At 65.6% G+C, this 23689-nt stretch carries 18 protein-coding genes; 5 read left to right on the top strand and 13 right to left on the bottom strand.

Going from position 1 to position 23689, the window contains the following annotated elements; translation table 11 throughout:
- Positions 1–428: 428 nt before the first annotated feature.
- From ABE960_RS00005 to ABE960_RS00030, 6 genes are all read right to left on the bottom strand, one after another.
- Entirely contained in the window at positions 429–1913 is a 1485-nt protein-coding gene (locus tag ABE960_RS00005; RefSeq protein WP_349760170.1) for a 2-methylcitrate dehydratase, read from the bottom strand.
- Between the two features lie 108 nt (positions 1914–2021).
- Positions 2022–3203 carry a 2-methylaconitate cis-trans isomerase PrpF gene (gene prpF, locus ABE960_RS00010; protein ID WP_349760171.1) on the bottom strand — a complete coding sequence of 394 codons (1182 nt, stop codon included), beginning with the start codon at positions 3201–3203 and terminating at the stop codon, positions 2022–2024.
- Positions 3200–5803: a Fe/S-dependent 2-methylisocitrate dehydratase AcnD gene (gene acnD / locus ABE960_RS00015; protein ID WP_349760172.1), complete on the bottom strand. Its 2604-nt coding sequence runs from the start codon at positions 5801–5803 to the stop codon at positions 3200–3202. Before acnD ends, prpF begins: the two co-directional genes overlap by 4 nt.
- A 74-nt stretch (positions 5804–5877) precedes the next feature.
- Positions 5878–7005, bottom strand: a complete 1128-nt coding sequence (gene prpC, locus ABE960_RS00020) for a bifunctional 2-methylcitrate synthase/citrate synthase (protein ID WP_349760173.1) — start codon at positions 7003–7005, stop codon at positions 5878–5880.
- Between the two features lie 51 nt (positions 7006–7056).
- Positions 7057–7947, bottom strand: coding sequence for a methylisocitrate lyase (gene prpB, locus ABE960_RS00025; RefSeq protein ID WP_349760174.1), 891 nt, complete (start codon positions 7945–7947; stop codon positions 7057–7059).
- 29 nt (positions 7948–7976) lie between these two features.
- Positions 7977–8693, bottom strand: a complete 717-nt coding sequence (locus ABE960_RS00030) for a GntR family transcriptional regulator (protein ID WP_349760175.1) — start codon at positions 8691–8693, stop codon at positions 7977–7979.
- Between the two features lie 225 nt (positions 8694–8918).
- Between ABE960_RS00030 and pabB the strand changes: the two genes are divergently transcribed.
- Positions 8919–10328 (top strand): aminodeoxychorismate synthase component I, encoded by a 1410-nt coding sequence (pabB, locus tag ABE960_RS00035; protein WP_349760176.1) that lies wholly within the window; start codon positions 8919–8921, stop codon positions 10326–10328.
- A gap of 66 nt (positions 10329–10394) precedes the next feature.
- The gene (locus ABE960_RS00040; protein ID WP_349760177.1) at positions 10395–11141 is read left to right on the top strand and encodes a phosphoadenylyl-sulfate reductase; all 747 of its coding nucleotides are present in this window, start codon (positions 10395–10397) and stop codon (positions 11139–11141) included.
- Between the two features lie 123 nt (positions 11142–11264).
- Here ABE960_RS00040 and cysB read toward each other — a convergent pair whose 3' ends face one another.
- Entirely contained in the window at positions 11265–12236 is a 972-nt protein-coding gene (gene cysB / locus ABE960_RS00045; protein ID WP_349760178.1) for an HTH-type transcriptional regulator CysB, read from the bottom strand.
- 234 nt (positions 12237–12470) lie between these two features.
- Between cysB and trxA the strand changes: the two genes are divergently transcribed.
- Complete coding sequence (gene trxA / locus ABE960_RS00050) at positions 12471–12794, top strand: thioredoxin (protein ID WP_349760179.1); 324 nt, start codon at positions 12471–12473, stop codon at positions 12792–12794.
- A 61-nt stretch (positions 12795–12855) separates the two neighbouring features.
- On the opposite strand, the gene ABE960_RS00055 is transcribed toward trxA, so the two are convergent.
- Positions 12856–13953, bottom strand: coding sequence for an AI-2E family transporter (locus tag ABE960_RS00055; protein WP_349760180.1), 1098 nt, complete (start codon positions 13951–13953; stop codon positions 12856–12858).
- 126 nt (positions 13954–14079) lie between these two features.
- On the opposite strand from ABE960_RS00055, the gene ABE960_RS00060 reads away from it, so the two are divergent.
- Entirely contained in the window at positions 14080–14859 is a 780-nt protein-coding gene (locus tag ABE960_RS00060) for an SIMPL domain-containing protein (protein ID WP_349760181.1), read from the top strand.
- A 16-nt stretch (positions 14860–14875) separates the two neighbouring features.
- Here ABE960_RS00060 and serS read toward each other — a convergent pair whose 3' ends face one another.
- Positions 14876–16153, bottom strand: coding sequence for a serine--tRNA ligase (serS, locus tag ABE960_RS00065; RefSeq protein ID WP_349760182.1), 1278 nt, complete (start codon positions 16151–16153; stop codon positions 14876–14878).
- A gap of 207 nt (positions 16154–16360) precedes the next feature.
- Between serS and ydiJ the strand changes: the two genes are divergently transcribed.
- Entirely contained in the window at positions 16361–19561 is a 3201-nt protein-coding gene (gene ydiJ, locus ABE960_RS00070) for a D-2-hydroxyglutarate dehydrogenase YdiJ (RefSeq protein WP_349760183.1), read from the top strand.
- Positions 19562–19659: 98 nt separating this feature from the next.
- On the opposite strand, the gene trpC is transcribed toward ydiJ, so the two are convergent.
- From trpC to trpE, 4 genes are read right to left on the bottom strand one after another with little or no spacing between them, the layout of a single operon-like run.
- Positions 19660–20466: an indole-3-glycerol phosphate synthase TrpC gene (gene trpC / locus ABE960_RS00075; RefSeq protein ID WP_349760184.1), complete on the bottom strand. Its 807-nt coding sequence runs from the start codon at positions 20464–20466 to the stop codon at positions 19660–19662.
- 8 nt (positions 20467–20474) lie between these two features.
- Positions 20475–21494 carry an anthranilate phosphoribosyltransferase gene (gene trpD, locus ABE960_RS00080; RefSeq protein WP_349760775.1) on the bottom strand — a complete coding sequence of 340 codons (1020 nt, stop codon included), beginning with the start codon at positions 21492–21494 and terminating at the stop codon, positions 20475–20477.
- A gap of 16 nt (positions 21495–21510) precedes the next feature.
- On the bottom strand, positions 21511–22119 hold the full coding sequence (locus ABE960_RS00085) for an anthranilate synthase component II (RefSeq protein ID WP_349760185.1): 609 nt from the start codon (positions 22117–22119) through the stop codon (positions 21511–21513).
- 52 nt (positions 22120–22171) lie between these two features.
- Positions 22172–23668, bottom strand: a complete 1497-nt coding sequence (gene trpE / locus ABE960_RS00090; RefSeq protein WP_349760776.1) for an anthranilate synthase component I — start codon at positions 23666–23668, stop codon at positions 22172–22174.
- Between the last annotated feature and the right edge of the window lie 21 nt (positions 23669–23689).

Raw genomic sequence — 23689 nt, forward strand, 5'->3', positions numbered from 1 at the left:
GAGCGGAGCGTCTCGCTGTGCCGTCGTGCCCGGCTCACTTCAGTGAAGTGGCGGTCTCGCCGGCGCCCTGCGAGGAAGGCGTATTCTACGTGATCGGCGTGTCGTGTCAACCCTGCGATGCGCCCAAGAAGCGTCTCAGGGGGTGTGCCAAGCGTCGTCTCGCCAAAGCGAGGTGACGGCCGATGGAGCCTTCGAAAAGCCTCCGTCACGTGTGGCGGGCATTCTACCGAATGCAGCGCTTCCGTCAACCGGGAATGTCCCAACAAGGCTCGAAAAACCCAAACAGAAACAAGCACTTCTACCACCATCCACCGCCCGCAACGTGTGCCCGTCGCCGGCAGCGGATGCGTACTCTACGATCTCGGGCCGGCGCATGCAACCCCGTACATGAGAAAAATATAGAGCAACCTGACGGCACTCGCGCCTGGTCAGATCACGAAGAGGTCGACGAATCGGTGGACCGCGGTCTCTTCCAGGCGTGCCTGATCACGGCAAAGCTCGAGGATCTGCGCACAGCGTCCCGGCGGGAAACGGGTCGCCAGGTTGTGTGTGAACTTCTCCACCAGTAGCGGGATCCCCTCCGAGCGACGCCGGCGGTGGCCGATGGGATATTCGACTGCGACCTTCTCCGTGGCACTGCCGTCCTTGAAGAAGACCTGAATGGCATTGCCGATGGAGCGCTTGGACGGATCATAGTAGTCCCGGGAATAGCCCTGGTCCTCGACCACTTCCATCTTCCCGCGCAGCTCGTCGATCCGCGGATGGGCGTCATGGAAGGCATCCTCGTAATGCTCGGCCGTGAGGTTGCCGAAGATCAGCGGCACGGCAGTCATGTACTGGAGGCAATGATCCCGGTCGGCGGGATTCGCCAGCGTGCCCGACTTGGATATGATGCGGATCGCCGAGTCGTGGGTGGTCAGCACGACACGATCGATCTCGTCGAGTCTATCCTTCACCTGAGGGTGCAGGGTCACGGCCGCCTCGCAGGCGGTCTGGGCGTGGAACTCGGCCGGGAAAGAGATCTTGAACAGGATGTTCTCCATCACGTAGGTGCCGAAATCGCGCTGGAAGGATAATTGGCGCTCCTCCTCCGGCTTGGTGGCCAGGTCCCGGTTGGTGTGACTGAAGAGGATGTCGTAGAAGCCCCACTGCGGCGCGGTGAGCGCGCCGGGAATACCCATCTCCCCGCGCATGGCGATATCGGCCAGGCGCACGGCGCGGGACGTGGCATCCCCCGCGGCCCAGCTCTTGCGCGAACCGGCATTGGGCGCATGTCGGTAGGTGCGCAGGCTCTGGCCATCGACCCAGGCATGGGAGAGGGCCGAGAGCAGCTGCTCGCGGTTGGCACCCATCAGCTTGGCCACCACGGCGGTGGAGGCCACCTTCACCAGCACCACGTGATCGAGACCGACCCGATTGAAGGAGTTGTCGAGCGCCAGCACGCCCTGGATCTCGTGGGCCATGATCATGGCCTCGAGCACCACGCGCATGGCAAGCGGCGAGCATCCATCGGCGACACGTTTCTGCGAGAGATGGTCGGCCACGGCGAGGATGCCCCCCAGGTTGTCGGAGGGATGGCCCCACTCGGCGGCCAGCCAGGTGTCGTTGTAGTCCAGCCAGCGGATGATCGCCCCGATGTCCCAGGCCGCCTTGACCGGATCCAGGCGGAAGGAGGTGCCTGGCACGCGAGCCCCGTGAGGAACCACGGTGCCCTCTACCAGGGGGCCAAGGTGCTTGGTGCACTCTGGAAAGCGCAGCGCCAGCAGACCGCAGCCCAGGGTATCCATCAGGCAGTGGCGGGCCGTCTCCAGCGCCTCGTCGCTATCGATCGTGAACCCGAGAACGTAATCGGCGATCTTCTGCAGTTCGACGTCGTAATCCGGCCTCACGTTGGTTTCCACTGTCGTCGTCATGAGCCTTCTCCTGTCGCAAAGCTGTCGGTGTCACCCTCCACTATAGAAAACGCCCCCTGGCCCTTGAGTAAAGAGCGGCGACCCGGGGCGTCTGGTGCCCGCCGGATATCAGAAGCTGTCGTCGGGAATACGCACCCAGCCTTCCATCAGCACCCGGGCACTGCGGCTCATCACCGCCTGGTCGATCACCCAGCGACCATTCACCAGGCTCGCTTCCGCACCGACCCGCAGGGTGCCGGAGGGGTGGCCGAAGGTCACGGCATTGCGCTTGCCGCCGCCGGCCGCCAGGTTGACCAGCGTCCCCTCGATGGCCGCCGCTGAGGCGATGGCCACGGCGGCGGTGCCCATCATGGCGTGGTGAAGCTTGCCCATGGAGACCGCCCGCACCCTCAGGTCGATCTCCTCGGCCTCGACCGCCTTGCCGCTGGAGGCCGTATAGCCCGCCGGCGGAGCCACGAAGGCCACCTTGGGGGTGTGCTGCCGATTGGCGGCCTCGCTGAGGTCGTTGATCAGTCCCATGCGCAGGGCGCCATGGGCCCGGATAGTCTCGAGCCTCTCGAGTGCCCGAGGATCGCCATTGATCGCCTCCTGCAGCTCGCTGCCGGAATAGCCCAGGTCGGCGGCGTTGACGAACACGGTGGGTATGCCGGCATTGATCATCGTCGCCTTGAGGCTGCCCCCCTCCACCACGCCGGCCGGCACCTCCAGGTCGTCGACCAGCTGGCCAGTGGGGAAGATGGCGCCCTCGCCGTCCGCGGGATCCTTGAACGCCACCGGGACCTCGGCGGCCGGGAAGGTCACGCCGTCGAGCTCGAAGTCGCCGGTCTCCTGCACCTGGCCGTCGGTGATCGACACCCGCGAGACAATGGTCTTGCCGATGTTGGCCTGCCAGATGCGCACCTCGACCTCGCCGTTATCGGGGATGCGACCGGGATCCACCAGACCGTTGCTGATGGCAAAGGGCCCTACCGCCGCGGAGAGGTTACCGCAGTTGCCACTCCAGTCGACGAAGGCCTTGTCGATCGCGACCTGGCCGAAGAGGTAGTCGACGTCGTGGTCCGGGCTTTCGCTCTTCGACAGGATGACAGTCTTGCTGGTGCTGGAGGTCGCCCCGCCCATGCCGTCGATCTGCTTCTGGTAAGGGTCGGGGCTGCCGATGACCCGCATCAACAGCCGGTCACGAGCCTTCCCGGGGACCTGGGCGGCCTCGGGCAGATCGGCTAGATTGAAGAAGACGCCCTTGCTCGTGCCGCCACGCATGTAGGTGGCGGGAATCCGGATCTGGTTCATGTGCCCTCCACCTCCGCGGTCTCGAGGAAGTCCTGGGCAAAGCGTTGCAGCACGCCTCCAGCAGAGTAGATGGAGACCTCCTCGGCGGTATCCAGGCGGCAGGTGACCGGCACCCGGTCGACCTCACCGGTCTGGCGATGAATCACCAGTTCGAAGGTGGCGCGCGGTGACGACGTGCCTTCCACATCGTATGTCTCGGTGCCGTCGAGTTGCAGCGTATGGCGGGTGGTGCCCTCCTCGAACTGCAGGGGCATCACGCCCATGCCGATCAGGTTGGTGCGGTGGATGCGCTCGAAGCTCTCGGCGACGATCGCCTCCACCCCGGCGAGCGCCACGCCCTTGGCCGCCCAGTCACGCGACGAGCCCTGGCCATAGTCGGCGCCGGCAACAATGATCAACGGCTGCTTGCGTTCCATGTAGGTCTCGATGGCCTCCCACATGCGCGTCACCTTGCCCTCCGGCTCGATGCGCGCCAGCGAACCCTGCTTCACCTTGCCGGCCTCGTCACGCACCATCTCGTTGAACAGCTTGGGATTGGCAAAGGTGGCCCGCTGCGCGGTCAGGTGATCGCCGCGGTGGGTCGCGTAGGAGTTGAAGTCCTCTTCCGGCAGGCCCATCTTGTGCAGGTACTCTCCCGCCGCGCTGTCCAGCATGATGGCGTTGGACGGCGACAGGTGGTCGGTAGTGATGTTGTCCGGCAACACGGCCAGCGGCCGCATGCCCTTGAGGGTTTTCTCGCCCACCATGCCGCCTTCCCAGTAGGGCGGGCGACGGATATAGGTGCTCTGGGGGCGCCATTCGTAGAGTGGATTGACCTGGGCACGAGCCCCCTTGTCCACATCGAACATCGGGATATAGGTCGCCCGAAACTGCTCCGGCTTGACGCTCTTCTTGACGATGGCATCGATCTCCTCGTCAGCGGGCCAGATGTCCTTCAGAGTGACCGGATTGCCGTCCTGATCATAGCCCAGCGCATCTTTCTCGATGTCGAAGCGGATGGTGCCCGCGATGGCGTAGGCCACCACCAGAGGCGGCGAGGCCAGGAAGGCCTGCTTGGCATAGGGATGGATGCGGCCATCGAAGTTACGGTTGCCGGAGAGCACCGCCGTGGCATAGAGATCGCGATCGATGATCTCCTTCTGGATCGTCGGGTCCAGGGCGCCACTCATGCCGTTGCAGGTGGTGCAGGCAAAGGCCACCACGCCGAAGCCGAGATCCTCGAGCTCGGTCAGCAGCTCGGCCTCCTCCAGATACATCTTCACCGTCTTGGAACCCGGCGCCAGGGAGCTCTTCACCCAGGGCTTGCGGGTCAGGCCCAGCTTGTTGGCATTGCGGGCGATCAGGCCGGCCGCCACCATGTTTCGCGGGTTGCTGGTATTGGTGCAACTGGTGATGGCAGCGATGATCACCGCTCCATCGGGCATCAGGCCCTCTTCCTTCACCCAGGGTGCGGCGATGCCGCGCTCGGCGAGCTCGGATGTGGGCAGATGAGCATGGGGGTTGGAGGGGCCCGCCAGGGTCCGGGTGACCGAGGAGAGGTCGAAGGTGAGCATGCGCTCGTACTGGGCATCCACCAGGCTGTCGGCCCACAGGCCGGTTTCCTTGGCGTACTGCTCGACCAGCGCCACCTGGTCGTCGTCACGACCGGTGAGCTTCAGGTAGTCGATGGTCTGGCCGTCGATGTAGAACATCGCCGCCGTCGCCCCGTATTCAGGCGTCATGTTGGAGATGGTGGCGCGGTCGCCCACGGTCAGCGCCTCGGCTCCCTCGCCGAAGAACTCCAGGTAGGCCCCGACCACGCGCTCCTTGCGCAGGAACTCGGTCAGCGCCAGGACCATGTCTGTGCTGGTGATGCCCGGCTGCATCCGGCCGGTGAGCTTCACGCCGACGATGTCCGGCAGGCGCATCATTGAGGCACGGCCCAGCATCACGCTCTCGGCCTCGAGGCCGCCCACGCCGACGGAGATCACCCCCAGGGCGTCGACCATCGGCGTGTGGCTGTCGGTTCCCACGCAGGTATCCGGGAACGCCACGCCATCGCGCTTCTGCACCACCGGAGACATCTTCTCCAGATTGATCTGGTGCATGATGCCGTTGCCCGGGGGGATGACATCGACGTTCTCGAAGGCGGTCTTGGTCCAATTGATGAAGTGGAAGCGGTCGTCGTTGCGACGGTCCTCGATGGCACGGTTCTGCTCGAAGGCATCCTTCTCGAAGCCGGCATGCTCGACGGCCAGGGAGTGGTCGACGATCAACTGCGTCGGCACCACCGGATTGACCTTGGCGGGGTCGCCGCCCTTCTCGGCGATGGCATCACGAAGGCCGGCGAGATCCACCAGGGCAGTCTGGCCCAGGATGTCGTGACAGACCACGCGGGCCGGGTACCAAGGGAAGTCCAGGTCGCGCCGGCGCTCGATCAGCTGCTTGAGCGAATCGGTCAGCATGGCCGGGTCACAGCGACGCACCAGCTGTTCGGCCAGTACGCGCGAGGTGTAGGGAAGGGTGTCATAGGCACCGGGCTGGATGGCGTCGACGGCCGCACGGGTGTCGAAATAATCCAGCTCGGTACCGGGTAGAGGCTTACGGTAGTCAGTATTCATGGCGTCCGTCGGGAAGTCGTCGATTGATGAAGGGTGATCACGGCGACCACCAGGCAGTCGCCGCAAGGGCTGGGTCAGTCGCGCTCCTCGATAGGCACCCATTCGCTCTTCGTGGGGCCGTCATAATCGGCACTCGGGCGAATGATGCGGTTGTTGGCGCGTTGCTCGAAGACATGAGCACACCAGCCGGTGACGCGCGAGCAGACGAAGATCGGCGTGAACAGCTTGGTGGGGATGTCCATGAAGTGGTAGGCGCTGGCATGGAAGAAGTCGGCGTTGCAGAACAGCTTCTTCTCGCGCCACATGACTGCCTCGACGCGCTCGGATACCGGGTAGAGGACGCTGTCGCCCACATCCATGGACAGTTTCTGGGACCAATGCTTGATGATGGCGTTGCGCGGGTCGGAGTCGCGGTAGATGGCATGGCCGAACCCCATGATCTTGTCCTTGCGCGCCAGCATGCCCATGATCTCGCGCTCGGCCTCCTCCGGCGACTTCCAGTCCTCGATCATCGCCATGGCCGCCTCGTTGGCCCCGCCGTGCAGGGGGCCACGCAGCGAGCCGATGGCCCCGGTCACGCATGAGTGCATGTCCGAGAGGGTGGACGCACAGACGCGGGCGGTGAAGGTCGAGGCGTTGAACTCGTGCTCGGCATAGAGGATCAGCGAGACGTTCATCACCCGGGCGTGCAGCTCGGAGGCCGGCTCGTCACGCAGGAGATGCAGGAAGTGCCCGCCGACAGACTCATCGTCGGTCTCGGTCTCGATACGCACGCCATCGTGGCTGAAGCGATACCAGTAGCAGATGATCGACGGCAGCACGGCGAGCAGGCGGTCGGAGACGTCCTGTTGCTGATCGAAGCTCTCCTCGGTCTCCAGGTTGCCCAGCATCGAGGCGCCGGTGCGCATCACGTCCATGGGATGCGCGTCCCTGGGAATCTGCTCCAGCACGGTCTTCAGCGCCTGGGGCAGGCCGCGCAGGCCCTTGAGCTTGGTGATGTAGGCATCGAGTTCGGCCTGGTTGGGCAGTTTGCCCTTGAGCAGCAGGTAGGCCACTTCCTCGAACTTGGCCTTCTCTGCCAGCTCCTTGATGTCGAAGCCGCGATAGGTCAGGCCGGAGCCGGTCTGGCCGACGGTGCACAGGGCCGTGGTGCCCGCACTCTGGCCACGCAGGCCGGCGCCGCTGATGGGTTTGTCTGCCATGTCGTGTCTCCTTGTGAGTCGATAATTATCGGTATTGGGTGCCGGGCCGCGTTACGCCTCGCCGCCCTTCTCCGCAAACAGCGCGTCGAGCTTGTTCTCGAAATCGTGGTAATTGAGGAAATCGTAGAGCTCGTCGCGTGTCTGCATCAGCTCGACCACATCACGCTGATGCCCGGTGTCATGGATGCTCTGGTAGACCCTGAGGGCCGCGGCGTTCATGGCGCGGAAGGCCGACAGCGGATAGAGCACCATGCGGCATCCCACCTCACCGAGTTCATGCTGGGAGAACAGCGGCGTGGCGCCGAACTCGGTGATGTTGGCCAGGATCGGGGCATCGACGCGCTGGCAGAAGGCCTTGTAGTCATCGAGTGTGTGCACCGCTTCGGCGAAGATGGCATCGGCGCCTGCCTCGACGCAGGCATTGGCCCGCTCGATGGCGGCATCCAGGCCATCCTTCTGGAAGGCGTCGGTTCGAGCGATCAGGTAGAAATCCGGATCAAGCTTGGCATCGGCGGCGGCCTTGATGCGGTCGACCATCTCCTGCTTGGAGACGATCTCCTTGTTGGGGCGGTGACCACAACGCTTCTGGGCTACCTGGTCCTCGAGATGCACGGCGGCCACGCCGGCACGCTGCATCTCCTTGACGGTACGGGCGATGTTGAAGGCGCCACCCCAGCCGGTATCGATGTCCACCAGCAGCGGCAGGTCGGTGGCGCCACAGATGCGGTGAGCATCCGCGACAACGTCATTCATGGAGGTCATGCCCAGATCCGGCAGGCCGTAGGAGGCATTGGCCACCCCGCCACCGGAGAGATAGATCGCCTGGTGGCCGACACGCTGGGCCATCATGGCGGTATAGGCATTGATGGTGCCGACGATGGGCAGCGGACGATTGGCCTCGAGGGCGGCGCGGAAGCGAGCGCCGGGAGTCGGTTGAGTCATGGATGGTCTCCGTATGTTGTCCGAGCGTCTCAGGAGGACGCCACGCTTTCCTGCTGATGGAGTGATGCCGCATAGCGCTCGACGACATTGGCCCGGGAGGCGCTGACGTGACGGCGCATCAGCAGCTCCGCCAGCTCGGCGTCACCAGCCTCGATCGCGTCGACGATGCGATGGTGTTCGACGAAGGCACGCTGCGGACGCGTGCCACTGGCACTGAACTGAGTTCGGTAGAGCCGCACCAGGTAGTAGAGGTCGTCGCAGAGCATGCCCATCAACATCGTGTTGTGGCTGCCCTGGACGATACGGTAATGAAAGTCCAGATCCCCCTCGCGCTGATAGTAGGACTCGCCACGCCGCAGATCGGCCTGGCGCTCGTGAACGGCGAGCACCTCTCGCAGCCCCCCGATCTCCTCGGCGGTCATGTGCTCGGCGGCGAGGCGCGCGGCCATGCTTTCCAGGGCCTCGCGCACATCGAACAACTCGAGCAGCTCCTTCATGGAGAGCTTGACCACCCGAGCGCCCACGTGGGGAACTCGCTCGATCAGACGATGGGATTCCAGCCGGCGCATGGCCTCGCGCAGTGGCCCCCGCGAGATACCATAGGTACGCGAGAGACCCGGCTCGGTGATCTTGCTGCCGGGAGCTAGCTCACCCCTGACGATGGCCTGCTGCAACTCCTGGAAGACGCGCTCCGCCAGGGTGCGGACTTCGGGGATGGTGGTCTGTTCCGATGTGACTGAGGTCATAATGATTGTCGACAATTAAATGATGAAGGGACTTTAGACACTGCCTTTCCCGTGGTCAACTAGTCATAAGGCGCAGAGGCTTAACCTTTGGTTGTAGACAACCTGAGGGCTGTCGACAATGACTGATCGATGGAAGGCACCGGGGTCGATGCTGGTGCATCGGCGGGAGGGACAAGTTGGCTCCATATCCCTAGAATGGATGGCCTGTTTCGGGAAGATGCCGTGATGACACTACCGCTCGAGATCGCCCCCCTGCCCTATCACGAGGATCCGCTCGGCTATTTCGCATTGCTGCGCGACAGGCCGGGGGCCGTGCTGCTCGACAGCGGCCGACCGACGGCCCCGGGTGGGCGCTACGACATCCTCAGCTGCGACCCCCTGGCCCTGCTCGAGATCGATGTCACCGGACGCATGACGGGTGACCCGACACTGGCGGGACTGCCGCCCTTCGCAGCCCAGCAGGCCCTGCTCGACCGGCTGCCCGATGAGGTGCCGGACAGCGACTTGCCGTTTCTGGGCGGGCTGATCGGATACTGGAGCTACGACCTGGGACAGCGACTCGAGCCGGTGGCGGGACAGGCGCAGCAGGCCGTCGCGCTGCCGGCCAGCCGGGTCGGCCTCTACGACTGGGCGCTGATCCAGGACCACGACCAGCGTCGTAGCTGGCTGGTGGGCAATGCCCTGCGTCGCCGCCAGGTGCTCGACTGGCTGGAGTCTGCGGCTCGCCCCGCGGGCACCTTCCGCCTCACCGCCCCCTTCACGGCCGAACTCAGTCGCGACGACTACCTGACACGCTTCGACACCGTCCAGGCCTACATTCGCGCCGGTGACTGCTACCAGATCAACCTGGCCCAGCGCTTCAGCGCCCCCTTCGAAGGCGACCTCTGGTCCGCCTATCGTCGCCTGCGCGAGGCCACCCCCACCCCCTACGCAGGCTACCAGGCATGGGGGGACAAGGCGATCCTCTCCCTCTCGCCGGAACGCTTCCTGCTCTGCCGGGACGGCCGGGTCGAGGCCCGGCCGATCAAGGGCACACGGCCGCGCGGCGCGACCCCCGACGAGGACCAGCGACTGGCCGGTGAGCTCGAGGAAAGCCTCAAGGATCGTGCCGAGAACGTGATGATCACCGACCTGCTGCGCAACGACCTGGGCCGGGTCTGCCGGCCCGGCAGCGTGCGGGTACCGCAACTCTGTGGTCTGGAGAGCTATGCCAACGTCCATCACCTGGTCAGCGTGATCACCGGTGAGCTGAAGGCCGGCCAGCGCCCCATGGACCTGCTGGCAGCCGCCTTTCCCGGCGGCTCCATCACCGGTGCGCCCAAGGTTCGCGCCATGCAGATCATCGACGAACTGGAGCCCAGCCGGCGTAGCGCCTACTGCGGCAGCCTGGGCTATATCGACGTGCGCGGGCAGATGGACACGTCCATCGCCATCAGAAGCGTGGTGGCCGTGGGAGGACAGCTGCACCTTTGGGGCGGCGGCGGCCTGGTGGCCGACTCACGAGGCGACGACGAATATCGGGAGACTCTGGACAAGATCCGCCACCTGATGCGCGCCCTGGCGAGCCCTGCGGACGGAGATAAATGGAATAAGAAAGAACTCCATTTAGTCAATTCAGGCATAGATATCCAATGAATCAGTATTGGGGAAGGTATCAGCGGCTCTGCTAGGGTAGCGACAATATCAACACCAGAGATCGCCATGACGCCCTTCGACCACAACCGCTTCGTCCTCGAACATGATCAGGACACCCCCAAGGAGCTCCTGCGCGCCGCCTACCAGGCCTTCGGCGAGTTGACGATCTCCTTCTCCGGTGCCGAGGACGTGGTACTGATCGATCTGGCCCTTAAGGTCGCGCCGAAGGAAGACGTGCAGGTCTTCTCGCTGGACACCGGCCGACTGCATGCCGAGACCTACGCCTTCATCGAGCGGGTGCGTGACCACTACGGTATCGCCATAGACGTGCGTGTGCCCGACACCGAGGCCGTACAGGCCCTGGTGCGCGAGAAGGGACTCTTCAGCTTCTATCGGGACGGCCACCAAGAATGTTGCGGCATCCGCAAGGTGGCCCCCCTGCGCCGCCGGCTGGCAGGCCTGCCGGTGTGGGTCTCCGGCCAGCGTCGCGACCAGAGCCCCGGCACCCGCTCCAGCCTGCAGGTGGCTGAAAGCGATAGCGCCTTCGGCAGCGAGGCGGCCCCGCTCTTCAAGATCAACCCGCTCACCCACTGGACCCGCGACGACGTCTGGACCTACATCCGCATGTTCGACGTGCCCTACAACGCCCTGCATGAGCGCGGCTACGTCAGCATCGGCTGTGAGCCCTGCACCCGCCCCACCCTGCCCGGCCAGCACGAGCGTGAAGGCCGCTGGTGGTGGGAGGACCAGGGCGACAAGGAGTGCGGGCTGCATGCCGCGAACCTGGCGCCGCAGGCCACCACGACGTCCTGATCAGGCCGGGTTCCCCGTGAAACGTCGTGCAATGTCGCCTTGGCCGCAAAGCCGGCGACTACGCCACCAATGCGGTCGAGGGGCATCGAGGCAGCGGCCTCGAGAGGGAAGTGAGGGCAGGCCTCAGCGAACCGGCAGTTCGATATCCTCGAATAGCCCCTGCTCATGGCGAGGCCCGGCCGTCAGTGCCGCGTCCACCAGGTCTCGATCGAGGTGGCCGGCGAAGCCCTCCAGGAAGTCGTACATGTAGCCGCGCATGAAGGTACCGCGGCGGATCCCGATCTTGGTGGTGGAACTCGCGAAGAGATGGCCGGCGTCCAGGGCCACCAGGTCAGTGTCGTTCTCGGCATCCACAGCCATGTGCGCCACGATGCCCACCCCCATGCCGAGGCGTACGTAGGTCTTGATGACATCAGCATCGGCGGCGGTGAGCACCACGTTGGGCGTCAGCCCCCGGGCCCGGAAGGCATCGTCGAGTTGTGAGCGCCCGGTGAAGCCGAATACGTATGTGACCAGCGGATACTCCGCCAGGGCCTCCAGCGTCAGGGGCTCGAGCTCGGCCAGTGGATGACCCTGGGGCACCAGCACACAGCGGTTCCAGCGGTAGCAGGGCAGCAGCACCAGGTCATTGAAGAGCTCGAGGGATTCCGTGGCGATGGCGAAGTCGGCCTGGCCCTCACTGACCATCTGGGCGATCTGCTTGGGGGTGCCCTGCTGCATGTGCAGGGCCACATCGGGGTACTTCTGGGTGAAGTCGCGGATCACCGGTGGAAGTGCATAGCGCGCCTGGGTGTGGGTGGTAGCGATCGACAGGCTACCGCGACGCTCATCACTGTGTTCCTGGGCGACCTCCTTGATGTTCTCGGCAAGTCTGAGCACCTGCCCGGCGAGTTCGATGATCGCCTGCCCCGCCGGCGTTATGCGGGTCAGATGCTTGCCGCTGCGAGCAAATATCTCGACACCGAGTTCATCCTCGAGCAGGCGGATCTGCTTGGAGATGCCCGGCTGAGAGGTGAAGAGGCTCTGGGCGGTGGCCGAGACGTTGAGGTTGTGGCGCGATACCTCCCAGATGTAACGCAACTGCTGGAGCTTCATGGCCGCCTTCCCTCGAATGTCATGATGCCCTTAAAATACCGGCAGGGCATAAGTAAATTACTCACAAGCACTTTATAGCATAACATTGCAGGACGGTTACAACCGCGATCCAGCACCCGACCGGGCACCGGGAATTTGCCAGCGCTCCAGTCGGACGCTAACATCGTCCGATCGGGCATGCAGTGCATGACCCCTCAATTCGCTCGATGCAGCGCAACGAAACTGGAGAATCACATGGCCAACAACGTCGATATCACCAATGCCAACTTTGAGCAGGAAGTCCTCAAGGCCGATTCACCGGTCCTGCTGAAGTTCTGGGCCCCGTGGTGTGGTCCCTGCAAGGTGATGGCGCCGGTGGTCGACGAGGTCGCCGAGGAGCGCGATGGCAACCTCAAGGTCGTCAGTATCAACGTGGACGACGCCCCCGAGATCGCTGCCGAGCAGGGCGTGCGCGGTGTGCCCACCGTGATGCTGTTCAAGTCCGGCACCAAGGTCGCCTCCCTGGTAGGCGCTCAGTCCAAGTCACAGCTGAGCCAGTTCATCGACCAGAACGCCTGATGACGCGCTCCCCTGAGCACCCATCGCCCCGGCCACGGCCGGGGCGATGTCGTTTCGGGACCTACTCCTCGTCGTCGCGTTCAGAGATCGGCCGATGGGCCTGATCGATCGGCGCCCCGGCCGCCGGCCCCAGCAAGTGGGCGATCCAGCGAGTCTGTGGATGACTATCGAGGGCAATCTTCAGGGTCATGGTCAGGACCACCGAGAGCAGCATGCCCGCGGCGCCGAAGACCCATCCCCAGACGACCAGCGACAGAAAGGCCACCGACGTGGAAAGCCCCAGGGCACGCCCCATCACCCTCGGCTCGAGGATATTTCCCATCACGAAGTTCACCCCCAGGTAGGCCGCCGAGAGGATCAGGGCGTCGAACAACCCGCCCTCCGGGGACACCAGAAGCAGAAGGACGGGCGGCACCGCGGCGATGGCCGAACCAATATTGGGAATGTAGTTCAGCGCAAAGGCCAGCACCGCCCACAGCAGGGGAAACTCCACACCCAGCAGCTTGCAGGACAGCCAGATCAGGGCACCTGTCACCAGACTGACCAGTGTCTTCACAGCCAGGTAGCGCTTGAGGGTCCGGCTGAACTCGCTGAAACGATTGAGGCTCGGGGCCGGGTTGACCAGGGCGCGTGAGATCTTGTCCCGGAAGTTGAGTGTCTCGAAGAGCAGGAAGATCACCAGCAGCCCCACGACGACGCTCTGCATCATCAGGTTACCTACCTCACCGAGCAGCGCCGGGATCCAGTTGCCGAACTGTTCGGCATCCAGCAGCTCCGCCAGCCAATCGGTGTCGATGGCCAGTCCCAGTCCGGCCAGGCCGTCGAGCAGTCCCAGGTAGTACTGGTAGAGCTTCTGCTCGATTCCAGGCAGAGCGTCGATGAAGGTACCGATGCTGTTGACCAGCAGCACGCCGAGCAGGGAGAAGAAGCCGCCGATCACCACCAGGGTCAGCCATACGGAAAGACGCAGACTCAGGCCGAGGCGATTGAGCCATTGCACGGGAGCCGTGCAGACCACGGCGATGAAGAGCGACAGCAGCAGGGGCACCAGCAGGCTGGCGCCTGCACGCATGCCCGCAACGATCACCACCAGGGCCGCCAGGGCCAGAGTCAGGTTGAGGGGGATGTTCTGCTGCTCACTGTCTGGGGGTTGGGGCATGCCCGGTCTCACAGCCGTCGATGGTCTGTTCATGATGCCCGGGCGCGAGTCAATTGCAAGATGCAGGAACCATCCTCCAAGGTCGGGCTCGAAGCCAAGTGTCCGCCATGCCACAAGGAAAGCGCCATGCCATTCGCTCGCCCCTTTCGCCCGTTGCTCGTTCCGGTCCTGGCCACGCTGGCGTCGATCGTCGCGCCGTCGATGATGACCAGCGCCCTGGCCGCTGAAATGCCCAATCGCCTGAATGTCCAGGCCGAGGCCGAACTGCAGGTGGTACCGGATCGCGCCACCCTCAGTGCTCGCCTCTGGGAACAGACCCCGGCCATTGCCATGACGGACGACGTCGACCGGGCCTCCGATGCTCTTGGCAAGGCGCGCGAGCGCCTGGAGGAGCGCGCTGCCTTGCTGATACAGCGCCTGGAAGCGCAAGGCCTGCTCCGCGAGTCGATCACCGCCGGCTCCCTGCAGGTCCAGCCGCAACACCTGCCGGCGATGCAAGGTGTCGATGGCAAGCGGGAGAATCTGGTGCGAACCCGTCTCGAGCGTCCCATTCGCATCGAGGTCAATGATCTCGAGCATTTGCCGGGCCTTCTCGACGCCTTGACCGAGGCCGGCGTGAATGCCCTGGACGGCGTGAGCTACGACCTGGCCGATCGCGAGTCCGCCACGGACGAGGCGCTGGTCAAGGCGCTGGAGAAGGCCCGACACAAGGCCGATCTGATGGCCGAGACACTGGGCATCACACTGGGCGAGATATTCGCCGTGAGCGAGACCCGTTCGCCGGTGTTTCAGCCGCGGATGATGACCATGAGTGCCGATACCCTGGAGCGCGCGCCCCAGGCGGAGTATCGCCCGGGCATCATCACCATCGACGCCGGGGTCAGCGTCAGTTGGACAATCGAGTAGCCCGAGTGCTTCGCGCTTACGCGTTGATGGTGTCGACCCCGCCCATATAGGGGCGCAGCACCTCGGGCACGGTGATCGAGCCGTCAGCGTTCTGGTGGTTCTCCATCACCGCGATAAGACAGCGCCCCACCGCCAGGCCGGAGCCATTGAGGGTATGCAGCAGTTGCGGCTTCTTCTGCTCCGGGTGGCGGAAGCGCGCCTGCATGCGCCGCGCCTGGAACTCCTCGCAGTTGGAGATCGATGAGATCTCGCGGTAGGTCTGCTGACTGGGCATCCAGACCTCAAGATCGTAGGTCTTGGCGGCCCCGAAGCCCATGTCACCGGTGCACAGGGTGACCACACGATAGGCCAGGCCGAGTGCCTGAAGAATCGCCTCGGCGTGGCCACGCATCTGCTCCAGAGCCTCGTAGCTCTTCTCCGGCTCGACCATCTGCACCATCTCCACCTTATCGAACTGGTGCTGGCGGATCATGCCGCGAGTGTCGCGACCATGGGAGCCCGCCTCGCTGCGAAAGCACGGCGTGTGGGCGGTGAGCCGCACCGGTAGCGCCTTGTATTCGAGGATCTCGTCGCGGGCGAAGTTGGTCAGCGGCACCTCGGCGGTGGGAATCAGGTGGTAGCCACGCTCGTCGTTCAGGCGGAAGAGATCCTCGCCGAACTTGGGCAACTGGCCGGTGCCATATAGCGAAGCCTCGTTGACCATGTAGGGGACATAGCACTCCTCGTAGCCGTGCTCGAGCGTCTGCTTGTCGAGCATGAACTGGGTGAGCGCTCGGTGCAGCCGCGCGATGGGCCCGCGCATCACGGCGAAGCGGGAACCGGTTAGCTTCGCCGCCAGCTCGAAGTCCAGGTCGCCCTTGAGCGCCCCCAGGTCGACATGGTCGCGCACCTCAAAATCGAAGGCCCTGGGCGTGCCCCAGCGATGGAGTTCGACGTTCTCGTCCTCGCTCTGTCCTTCCGGCACGCTCTCGTGGGGGAGGTTGGGGATGCCGCTGAGCAGGGTGTCCCACTCGGCTTGCACCTCGGCGAGGCGAGCCTTGGCGGCATCGAGCCGGTCGCCAAGGTCGCTCACCTCGTCCAGCAGGGGCTGGATGTCTTCACCCTGGGCCTTGGCCTTGCCGATCGCCTTGGAGCGGGTGTTGCGCTCGTTCTGCAGGGACTCGGTCTCGGCCTGCAGTTCGCGGCGCTGCGACTCCAGCGCCTCGAGGCGCTCGGTATCGAGGTCGTAGCCCCGGGTGGCCAGTCGTTGGGCGACCGCTTCGAGGTCGCTGCGAAGCAGTTTGGGATCGAGCATGGCATCCAGTCCGTTGCAGTCGGTGAAAGGCCGTCTGTGAAAGGCCGTCGGTGAAAATCAGGCCGCCCATTGTAGGCAAAAGGCGGCAAGGGCGCCACGCAGCGGGGCCCGCAGGGTGCGCGGTACCGCCCTCTCGCGGTAGAGTAGGCGCATCCCCTCTTCTCCGCCCGGCCATGTCGCGCCGGCACGACCATTGAAAAAGACACCATGATCGCACGCTTGGACACCGCTGACGCCAGCACCATGCCGGGCCTCGACGCCCACTACCTGCGCTTCCTGGAGGACCTCCAGACCGACGGTTTCGAGGGCGAGATCACCCCGGAACACGCCACCCGCACGGTGCTCGCCACCGACAACTCCATCTACCAGCGCCTGCCCCAGGCCGTGCTCAGCCCGAGGCATGGCGCCGATCTCGAGCGCATCGCCCGTCTGGCCGGTCGCGAGGAGCACCGTCGGGTAGTACTGACGCCGCGCGGCGGCGGTACGGGCACCAACGGCCAGTCGCTCACCGACGGACTGGTGGTGGACGTCTCGCGGCACATGAACGCCATCCTCGACATCGACGTCGAGAAGCGCCGGGTGCGCGTCCAGGCCGGGGTGGTCAAGGATCAGCTCAACGCCGCACTGAAGCCGCACGGGCTCTTCTTCGCGCCGGATCTTTCCACCTCCAACCGCGCCACCATCGGCGGCATGATCTCGACCGACGCCAGCGGCCAGGGCAGCTGCGAGTACGGCAAGACCCGCGACCACGTGTTCGAGCTCGAGACCGTGCTGCTCGGCGGCGAACGCCTGATCAGCCGCCCCCTGGCAGACGACGAGCTCACTCCGCTCTGCGAGAGCGACGACGTCACCGGCACGGCCTATCGCACCGCACGGGAAATCATCGATACCCAGCGCGCGCTGATCGACGCCACCTTCCCGCCGCTCAACCGCTGCCTGACCGGCTACGACCTGGCGCACCTGCGAGACGATCAGGGTCGACTCGACCTTAACAGCCTGCTGTGCGGCTCGGAGGGCTCGCTCGGCCTGCTCGACGAGGCGGTGCTCAACGTGCTGCCGATCCCGGCGCATTCGACCCTGGTCAACGTGCGCTATGCGGGCTTCATGGAGGCCCTGCGCGACGCCAAGGCCCTGATGGGAAGCGGCGACGCTTCGCACGCTCAGCCGCAGGTGCACCCCACCTCCATCGAGACGGTGGACGACACCGTGCTTTTGCTCGCCATGGAGGACTTCGTCTGGGACAGCGTCGCCGAGTTCTTCCCTGCCGGCGACACCCCGGTGCGCGGCATCAACCTCATCGAGTTCAATGACGACGACCCCGAGCGCCTGGCCGAGCGGGTCGAGGCCTTCTGCCGCCACCTGAAGCAGGATGCCACCGTCGAGCGGCTCGGCTACACACTGGCCGAGGGCCGCGAGCCGATCCAGCGGGTCTATGGGATGCGTAAGCGCGCCGTGGGACTCCTAGGCAACGCCAGGGTCGATGAAAAAGGCGAGAAGCGCCCGATCCCCTTCGTCGAGGACACCGCGGTGCCCCCCGAGCACCTGGCGGACTTCATCGCTGAGTTCCGCGCCGCCCTCGACGCCCGAGGCCTCTCGTACGGCATGTTCGGCCATGTGGATGCCGGTGTGCTCCACGTGCGGCCGGCCATCGACATGAAGGACCCAGAGCAGGAACGGCTGATCCGCGAGGTCTCCGACGAGGTCGTCGAGCTCACCCGGCGCTATGGTGGCCTGCTCTGGGGCGAGCACGGCAAGGGCGTGCGCTCGGAGTACTCGCCGGCCTTCTTCGGCGAGCTCTACCCCAGCCTGCAGCGGGTCAAGGCGGCCTTCGACCCCCACAACCAGCTCAATCCCGGCAAGATCGCCACGCCTCTGTCTACCCCCCCCGACACCGCGGAAAAGGCGGACGTTCCTCCGGCAGACGCCGACGAAGAGCAGACGGTGAAGTGGGTCGATCCCGGCCTGCTGGCCATCGACGGGGTACCCACCCGCGGCCAGCTCGACCGCACCATCGACGAGCGGGTATGGCAGTCCCACGCCGCCACCGTCTACTGCAACGGCAACGGCGCCTGCTACAACTACGACCCCAACGACGCCATGTGCCCCTCCTGGAAGGCCACCCGCGACCGCGTCCACTCGCCCAAGGGTCGCGCTGGCCTGATCCGCGAGTGGCTGCGCCTGCAGGGCGAGGCCGGCATCGATCTGGTCGAGGAGTCCCGCCGGCAACGGGCCGAGGGCGCCTGGGGATTCGCCAAGCGCTTCCCCCGCCGCGCCCTCAACACCTGGCGCCGGGACCGGGAGGCCGACTTCTCCCATCAGGTCTACGACGCCATGGCCGGGTGCCTCGCCTGCAAGTCCTGCGCCGGCCAGTGCCCGGTGAAGGTCAACGTGCCGGACTCCCGCTCGCGCTTCCTCGAGGCCTACCACGGCCGCTACCTGCGCCCCGCGCGAGACTATCTGGTCGGCGGCATGGAGTTCCTGCTGCCCGCGCTTTCCCGCGTCGCACCGCTCTACAACGCCGCCCTTGGCAACCGCCTGGTCGACCGGCTGCTGGCCGGCCCGATCGGCCTGGTGGACAGCCCCAGGCTCTCACGGGCGAGCCTCAAGAAGCAGCTCGCCGCCTGGGGCGTGGCCCAGGCCACGCCGACCTCGCTCGGCCTGCTCACCGAGGCCCAGAAGGCGAGCAGCGTGGTACTCGTCCAGGACGCCTTCACCAGCCACTTCGAGGCGCGGCTCGTCATGGACATCGTCGAGCTACTCTCGCGGCTGGACGTGCGGGTCTTCGTGGCGCCCTTCGCGCCCAACGGCAAACCGCTGGACGTCCAGGGCTTCCAGGGGGCGTTCGCGCGGACCGCGGGCAAGCAGGCTCGTCGCCTGAGCACACTGGCCGACTTCGGCGTGCCGCTGGTGGGCATCGACCCCGCCATGACCCTCACCTACCGTCAGGAGTACGTGAAGGCGCTGGGCCCGAATGCCGTGCCCGAGGTGCTGATGCTGCAGGAATGGCTGGTGACCCAGTCATCCACCCTGGCGCGCCGCCCCGCTCCCCAGGGGCTCAAGGCCGAGGATCCCGGCTTCCGGTTGCTCTCCCACTGCACCGAGAAGACCAACGCTGCGGGCAGCCCCAAGGCCTGGCAGCAGCTGTTCTCCGCCTTCGGCCTTGAGCTCGAGCTGGTCAATACCGGCTGCTGCGGCATGTCCGGTACCTATGGCCACGAAGCACGCAACCTCGAGACCTCCAGAACCATCTACGCCCAGTCGTGGCAGCCGCTGGTCGAGGACGGTGCCAACGCCCGCAAGCTACTCGCCACCGGCTACTCCTGCCGCAGCCAGGTAAAGCGCTTCTCTGAACAGAGCCTGCCACATCCGCTGCAGGCCCTGCTCGAGACCCTGCGCCGCGCCGGTTGAAGAACGCGGTGCAGCCGTCTCCCGGGTGCTGGACGATGGCCGGAAACGACAGCGGGCAGCCCTGGGGCTGCCCGCTGTTTCTTGCAAAGGACGAGCGATCAGAAGAACAGCCGCCGCAGCGCCTCGCCGGGCTCGGACTCGCGCATGAAGACCTCGCCCACCAGGAAGGCGTTGACGTCGTGCTCGCGCATGCGCAGCACGTCGTCCCTAGTGTGGATACCGGATTCGGTGACCACCATGACGCCCGCAGGAATCCGCGGCAGCAGCTCCAGGGTCGTCTCGAGTCGGGTATCAAAGGTATGCAGGTCGCGATTGTTGATGCCCACGAGGGCGAGGTCGAGCTTGAGCGCCCGCTCCAGCTCGTGGGCGTCATGGACCTCCACCAGCACGTCCATGCCGAGCTCGACGGCCTGGCGATGCAAATCCGCCATCCGGGCATCGTCCAGGGCGGCGACGATCAGCAGGATGCAGTCGGCACCGATAGCGCGCGCCTCGCTCACCTGGTAGCCATGGGTGATGAAGTCCTTGCGGATCACAGGCAGGCTGCAGGCCTCGCGGGCCTCGATCAGGAAGTCCTCATGCCCCTGGAAGAAGTCGGCATCGGTCAGTACCGAGAGGCAGGCGGCGCCGCCCTCGGCATAGCTCGCGGCAATCTCGCCCGGCCGGAAGTCCTCGCGCATCACGCCCTTGGAGGGCGAGGCCTTCTTGATCTCGGCGATCACCCCGGGGTCACCGGCCCGAATGCAGCGGTCAAGGGCGGCGACGAAGCCCCGCGGCGGGTCCTGCTCAGCAGCCAGGCGCAGCAGCGCCTGCTCGGAGACGGCACGCGACCGCTCGGTCACCTCTTCCTCCTTGCGGGCCAGGATACGCTCCAGGATGGTGGGCAGGGCACGGGCATCGGTCATGTCGGGCCTCACTGGGTGAACACGCGGGTGAAGTTGGCCAGCTCGCGGAGCTTCTCCAGCGGCAGCTTCGAGGCCTGGGCATCCTGAGCCATGGCCACACCCTCCTCGAGGGTATCGGCTACACCGGCGGCGTAGAGCGCCGCCCCGGCATTGAGCGCGACGATGTCGGCGGCGGGTCCCTCGCCCACCAGCGACTGTTCGACCAGCCGCAGGCTGTCTTCGGCGGTCTTGACGCGCAGCGGGTCCAGCGACTGACGCTCGATGCCGAACTGCTCGGGGCTGATGGTGTACTCGCGAACGTCGCCGTCCTTGAGCTCGGCGACCAGGGTCGGTTGCGCCAGCGAGATCTCGTCCAGGCCGTCCTCGGCATGCACCACCAGCACGTGGTCGCTGCCCAGGCGCCTCAGCACGTCGGCCATCAGCGGGACCAGCTCGGGGGCATAGACCCCCAGCACCTGGTTGGGCGCCCCCGCTGGGTTGGTCAGCGGCCCCAGGATGTTGAACAGGGTGCGGACCCCCATCTCACGACGCGGCGCCACGGCGTAGCGCATCGCCGGATGGTGGTTGGGCGCGAACATGAAGCCCACGCCCACCTGCTCGATGCAGCGGCCCACCTGGGCGGCGTCCAGGTCCAGGTTGATGCCCGCCACGGCGAAGAGATCGGCACTGCCGGAGGACGACGAGACGCCCCGGTTGCCGTGCTTGGCGACGTGCGCGCCCCCGGCGGCTACCACGAAGCTCGCCGCCGTGGAGACGTTGAACAGGTTCGCGCCGTCGCCGCCGGTGCCGACGATGTCCACCACGTTATCGGCCTGAACCCGCACGGGTGTCATCAGCTCTCGCATCACCTGGGCGGCGGCGCTGATCTCCTCGGCGGTCTCGCCCTTCATCGCCATGCCCATCAGGAAGGCGGCGATCTGCGGCTCGCTGGCTTCACCGGTCATGATCTGGCGCATCACGGCATGGGTCTCGTCGAAGCTCAGGTTCTCGCGGCGCATCACCGCCCCGATGGCCTCTCGCATCTGCATCATGGTTCTCCTCGAATCAGGCACGGCCCAGCGGCGCTGAAGGACGACGCTCTAGAAAGTTGGCCAAGAGCTCATGGCCCTGGCGGGTGAGGATCGACTCGGGGTGGAACTGCACGCCCTCGACATCCACTTCGCGGTGGCGCAGCCCCATGATCAGCCCAGGGGTGACGTCGTCATCGTCGCACCAGGCGGTGATCTCCAGGCAGTCCGGCAGGCCGTCGCGATCCACCACCAGCGAATGATAGCGCGTCACCTCCAGCGGGTCCTCGAGGCCCTCGAAGACGCCCTTGTCCAGATGGCGGACCCAGGAGGTCTTGCCGTGCATCACCTGGGGGGCCCGCACGACCCGGCCACCATAGACCTGGCCGATGGCCTGGTGGCCCAGGCAGATACCGAGCACCGGGATACGGCCAGCGAAGCGGCGGATGGCCGCCATGGAGATACCGGCCTCATCGGGGGTACAGGGGCCCGGGGAGATCACCAGGTGGCTCGGCGCAAGGGCCTCGATCTCCTCCAGGGTGATGGCATCGTTGCGGTAGGTGTCCACCTCGGCGCCCAGCTCTCCGAGATACTGGACCACGTTGAAGGTGAAGCTGTCGTAGTTATCGATCATCAGCACGGACATGGCTGGCTCTCCGGCATTCGTCCAGCCATGGCCGGACGACAGGAATCAGGGATCACTCGAGGTTGTCCAGGCCACGCTCGGCCATGGCCACGGCACGGAACAGGGCACGGCCCTTGTTGAGGGTCTCCTGCCACTCCATCTCCGGCACCGAGTCGGCGACGATGCCGGCGCCGGCCTGGATGTGCAGCTGGCCATCCTTGATCACCGCGGTGCGGATGGCGATGGCGGTGTCCATGTTGCCGTGCCAGGAGAGGTAGCCCACGGCACCGGAGTAGACGCCACGCTTGACCGGCTCCAGCTCGTCGATGATCTCCATGGCGCGGATCTTCGGCGCCCCGGAGAGCGTGCCGGCCGGAAAGGTGGCGCGCAGCACGTCCATGGCGGACAGGCCCGGCTTTAGACGCCCGGTGACGTTGGAGACGATGTGCATTACATGGGAGTAGCGCTCCACCGCCATCTGGTCGGTCACCTTGACCGAGCCGGTCTCGCTGATGCGTCCCACGTCGTTGCGGCCCAGATCGATCAGCATCAAGTGCTCGGCGACCTCCTTGGGGTCATTCAACAGGTCGGCCTCCAGCTCGCGATCCTCCGCCTCCGTCTTGCCGCGGACTCGGGTCCCGGCGATGGGTCGCACGGTGACCTCGCCATCCTCAAGGCGGGTGAGGATCTCCGGCGAGGAGCCGGCCACCTGGTGATCACCCAGATTCAGGAAGAACATGTAGGGCGAGGGATTGAGGCTGCGCAGCGCGCGATAGAGGTCCAGCGGCGCTGCCCGATAGGGAATCGACATCCGCTGGGAGGGCACGCACTGCATGACGTCGCCGGCCAGCACATACTCCTTGATCTTCCCCACCGCCGCCTTGAAGCCCTCCTCGGTGAAGCCCGAGGTGAAGTCTCCCTCCTGCACCGCATCCCGTCCCGTTCCCGGGCTGATGGTATTGAGGGTAGCGCTGCGCAGGCGTATCTCGAGGCGCTCAAGGAGGTCCACGGCCCGATCGTAGGCCGCCTCCTCGGCCGGGTCGGCATGGGTCCAGAGGGTCAGCCTGCCAGAGAGGTTGTCGAACACCACCAGGTCGTTGCAGACCATCAACAGGATGTCTGGCACGCCAATCGGATCGGGTTTGGCCTCGACATGGGGGCCGCGCAGGCGGGGCTCGATGTAGCGGATGGTGTCGTAGCCGAAATAACCCACCAGGCCACCATCGAAGCGCGGCTGGTCGTCGAGGCGAGGGACCCGGAAGCGGGCCTGGAAGCGCTCGATCCACTCGAGAGGATCCTTCACCTCCCCGGCTCCCTGCTGCTCGCCGTCGACGATATGGCTGACGGTGAAGCCGCGCACCTCGATGCGTTCTCGGCACGGCAGGCCGATGATCGAGTAGCGACCCCACTTCTCGCCGCCCTGAACGGACTCGAGCAGGAAGGTCCAGGGCTCGTCGGCCAGCTTGAGGTAGGTGGAAAGCGGCGTATCTAGGTCGGCCAGCACCTCGCGGGTGACCGGAATGCGGTTGTAGCCAGCCTCGGCCAGCTCATGAAAGCGGTCGGGGGTCATCATGCCCGGGTCCTCGCGGTG

The organism is Halomonas aquatica, assembly GCF_040196335.1.
Taxonomy (GTDB): domain Bacteria; phylum Pseudomonadota; class Gammaproteobacteria; order Pseudomonadales; family Halomonadaceae; genus Halomonas; species Halomonas aquatica.

Excerpts from the sequence above, each read along its gene's own strand:
- prpC (WP_349760173.1), bottom strand. The coding sequence starts at position 7,005 with ATGGCAGACAAACCCATCAGCGGCGCCGGCCTGCGTGGCCAGAGTGCG.
- trpE (WP_349760776.1), bottom strand. The coding sequence starts at position 23,668 with ATGACCCCCGACCGCTTTCATGAGCTGGCCGAGGCTGGCTACAACCGC.
- ABE960_RS00005 (WP_349760170.1), bottom strand. The coding sequence starts at position 1,913 with ATGACGACGACAGTGGAAACCAACGTGAGGCCGGATTACGACGTCGAA.
- ABE960_RS00055 (WP_349760180.1), bottom strand. The coding sequence starts at position 13,953 with ATGCCCCAACCCCCAGACAGTGAGCAGCAGAACATCCCCCTCAACCTG.
- ABE960_RS00030 (WP_349760175.1), bottom strand. The coding sequence starts at position 8,693 with ATGACCTCAGTCACATCGGAACAGACCACCATCCCCGAAGTCCGCACC.
- ABE960_RS00060 (WP_349760181.1), top strand. The coding sequence starts at position 14,080 with ATGCCATTCGCTCGCCCCTTTCGCCCGTTGCTCGTTCCGGTCCTGGCC.
- serS (WP_349760182.1), bottom strand. The coding sequence starts at position 16,153 with ATGCTCGATCCCAAACTGCTTCGCAGCGACCTCGAAGCGGTCGCCCAA.
- trpC (WP_349760184.1), bottom strand. The coding sequence starts at position 20,466 with ATGACCGATGCCCGTGCCCTGCCCACCATCCTGGAGCGTATCCTGGCC.
- acnD (WP_349760172.1), bottom strand. The coding sequence starts at position 5,803 with ATGAATACTGACTACCGTAAGCCTCTACCCGGTACCGAGCTGGATTAT.
- ydiJ (WP_349760183.1), top strand. The coding sequence starts at position 16,361 with ATGATCGCACGCTTGGACACCGCTGACGCCAGCACCATGCCGGGCCTC.
- ABE960_RS00040 (WP_349760177.1), top strand. The coding sequence starts at position 10,395 with ATGACGCCCTTCGACCACAACCGCTTCGTCCTCGAACATGATCAGGAC.
- trpD (WP_349760775.1), bottom strand. The coding sequence starts at position 21,494 with ATGCAGATGCGAGAGGCCATCGGGGCGGTGATGCGCCGCGAGAACCTG.
- pabB (WP_349760176.1), top strand. The coding sequence starts at position 8,919 with ATGACACTACCGCTCGAGATCGCCCCCCTGCCCTATCACGAGGATCCG.
- cysB (WP_349760178.1), bottom strand. The coding sequence starts at position 12,236 with ATGAAGCTCCAGCAGTTGCGTTACATCTGGGAGGTATCGCGCCACAAC.
- prpB (WP_349760174.1), bottom strand. The coding sequence starts at position 7,947 with ATGACTCAACCGACTCCCGGCGCTCGCTTCCGCGCCGCCCTCGAGGCC.
- trxA (WP_349760179.1), top strand. The coding sequence starts at position 12,471 with ATGGCCAACAACGTCGATATCACCAATGCCAACTTTGAGCAGGAAGTC.
- ABE960_RS00085 (WP_349760185.1), bottom strand. The coding sequence starts at position 22,119 with ATGTCCGTGCTGATGATCGATAACTACGACAGCTTCACCTTCAACGTG.
- prpF (WP_349760171.1), bottom strand. The coding sequence starts at position 3,203 with ATGAACCAGATCCGGATTCCCGCCACCTACATGCGTGGCGGCACGAGC.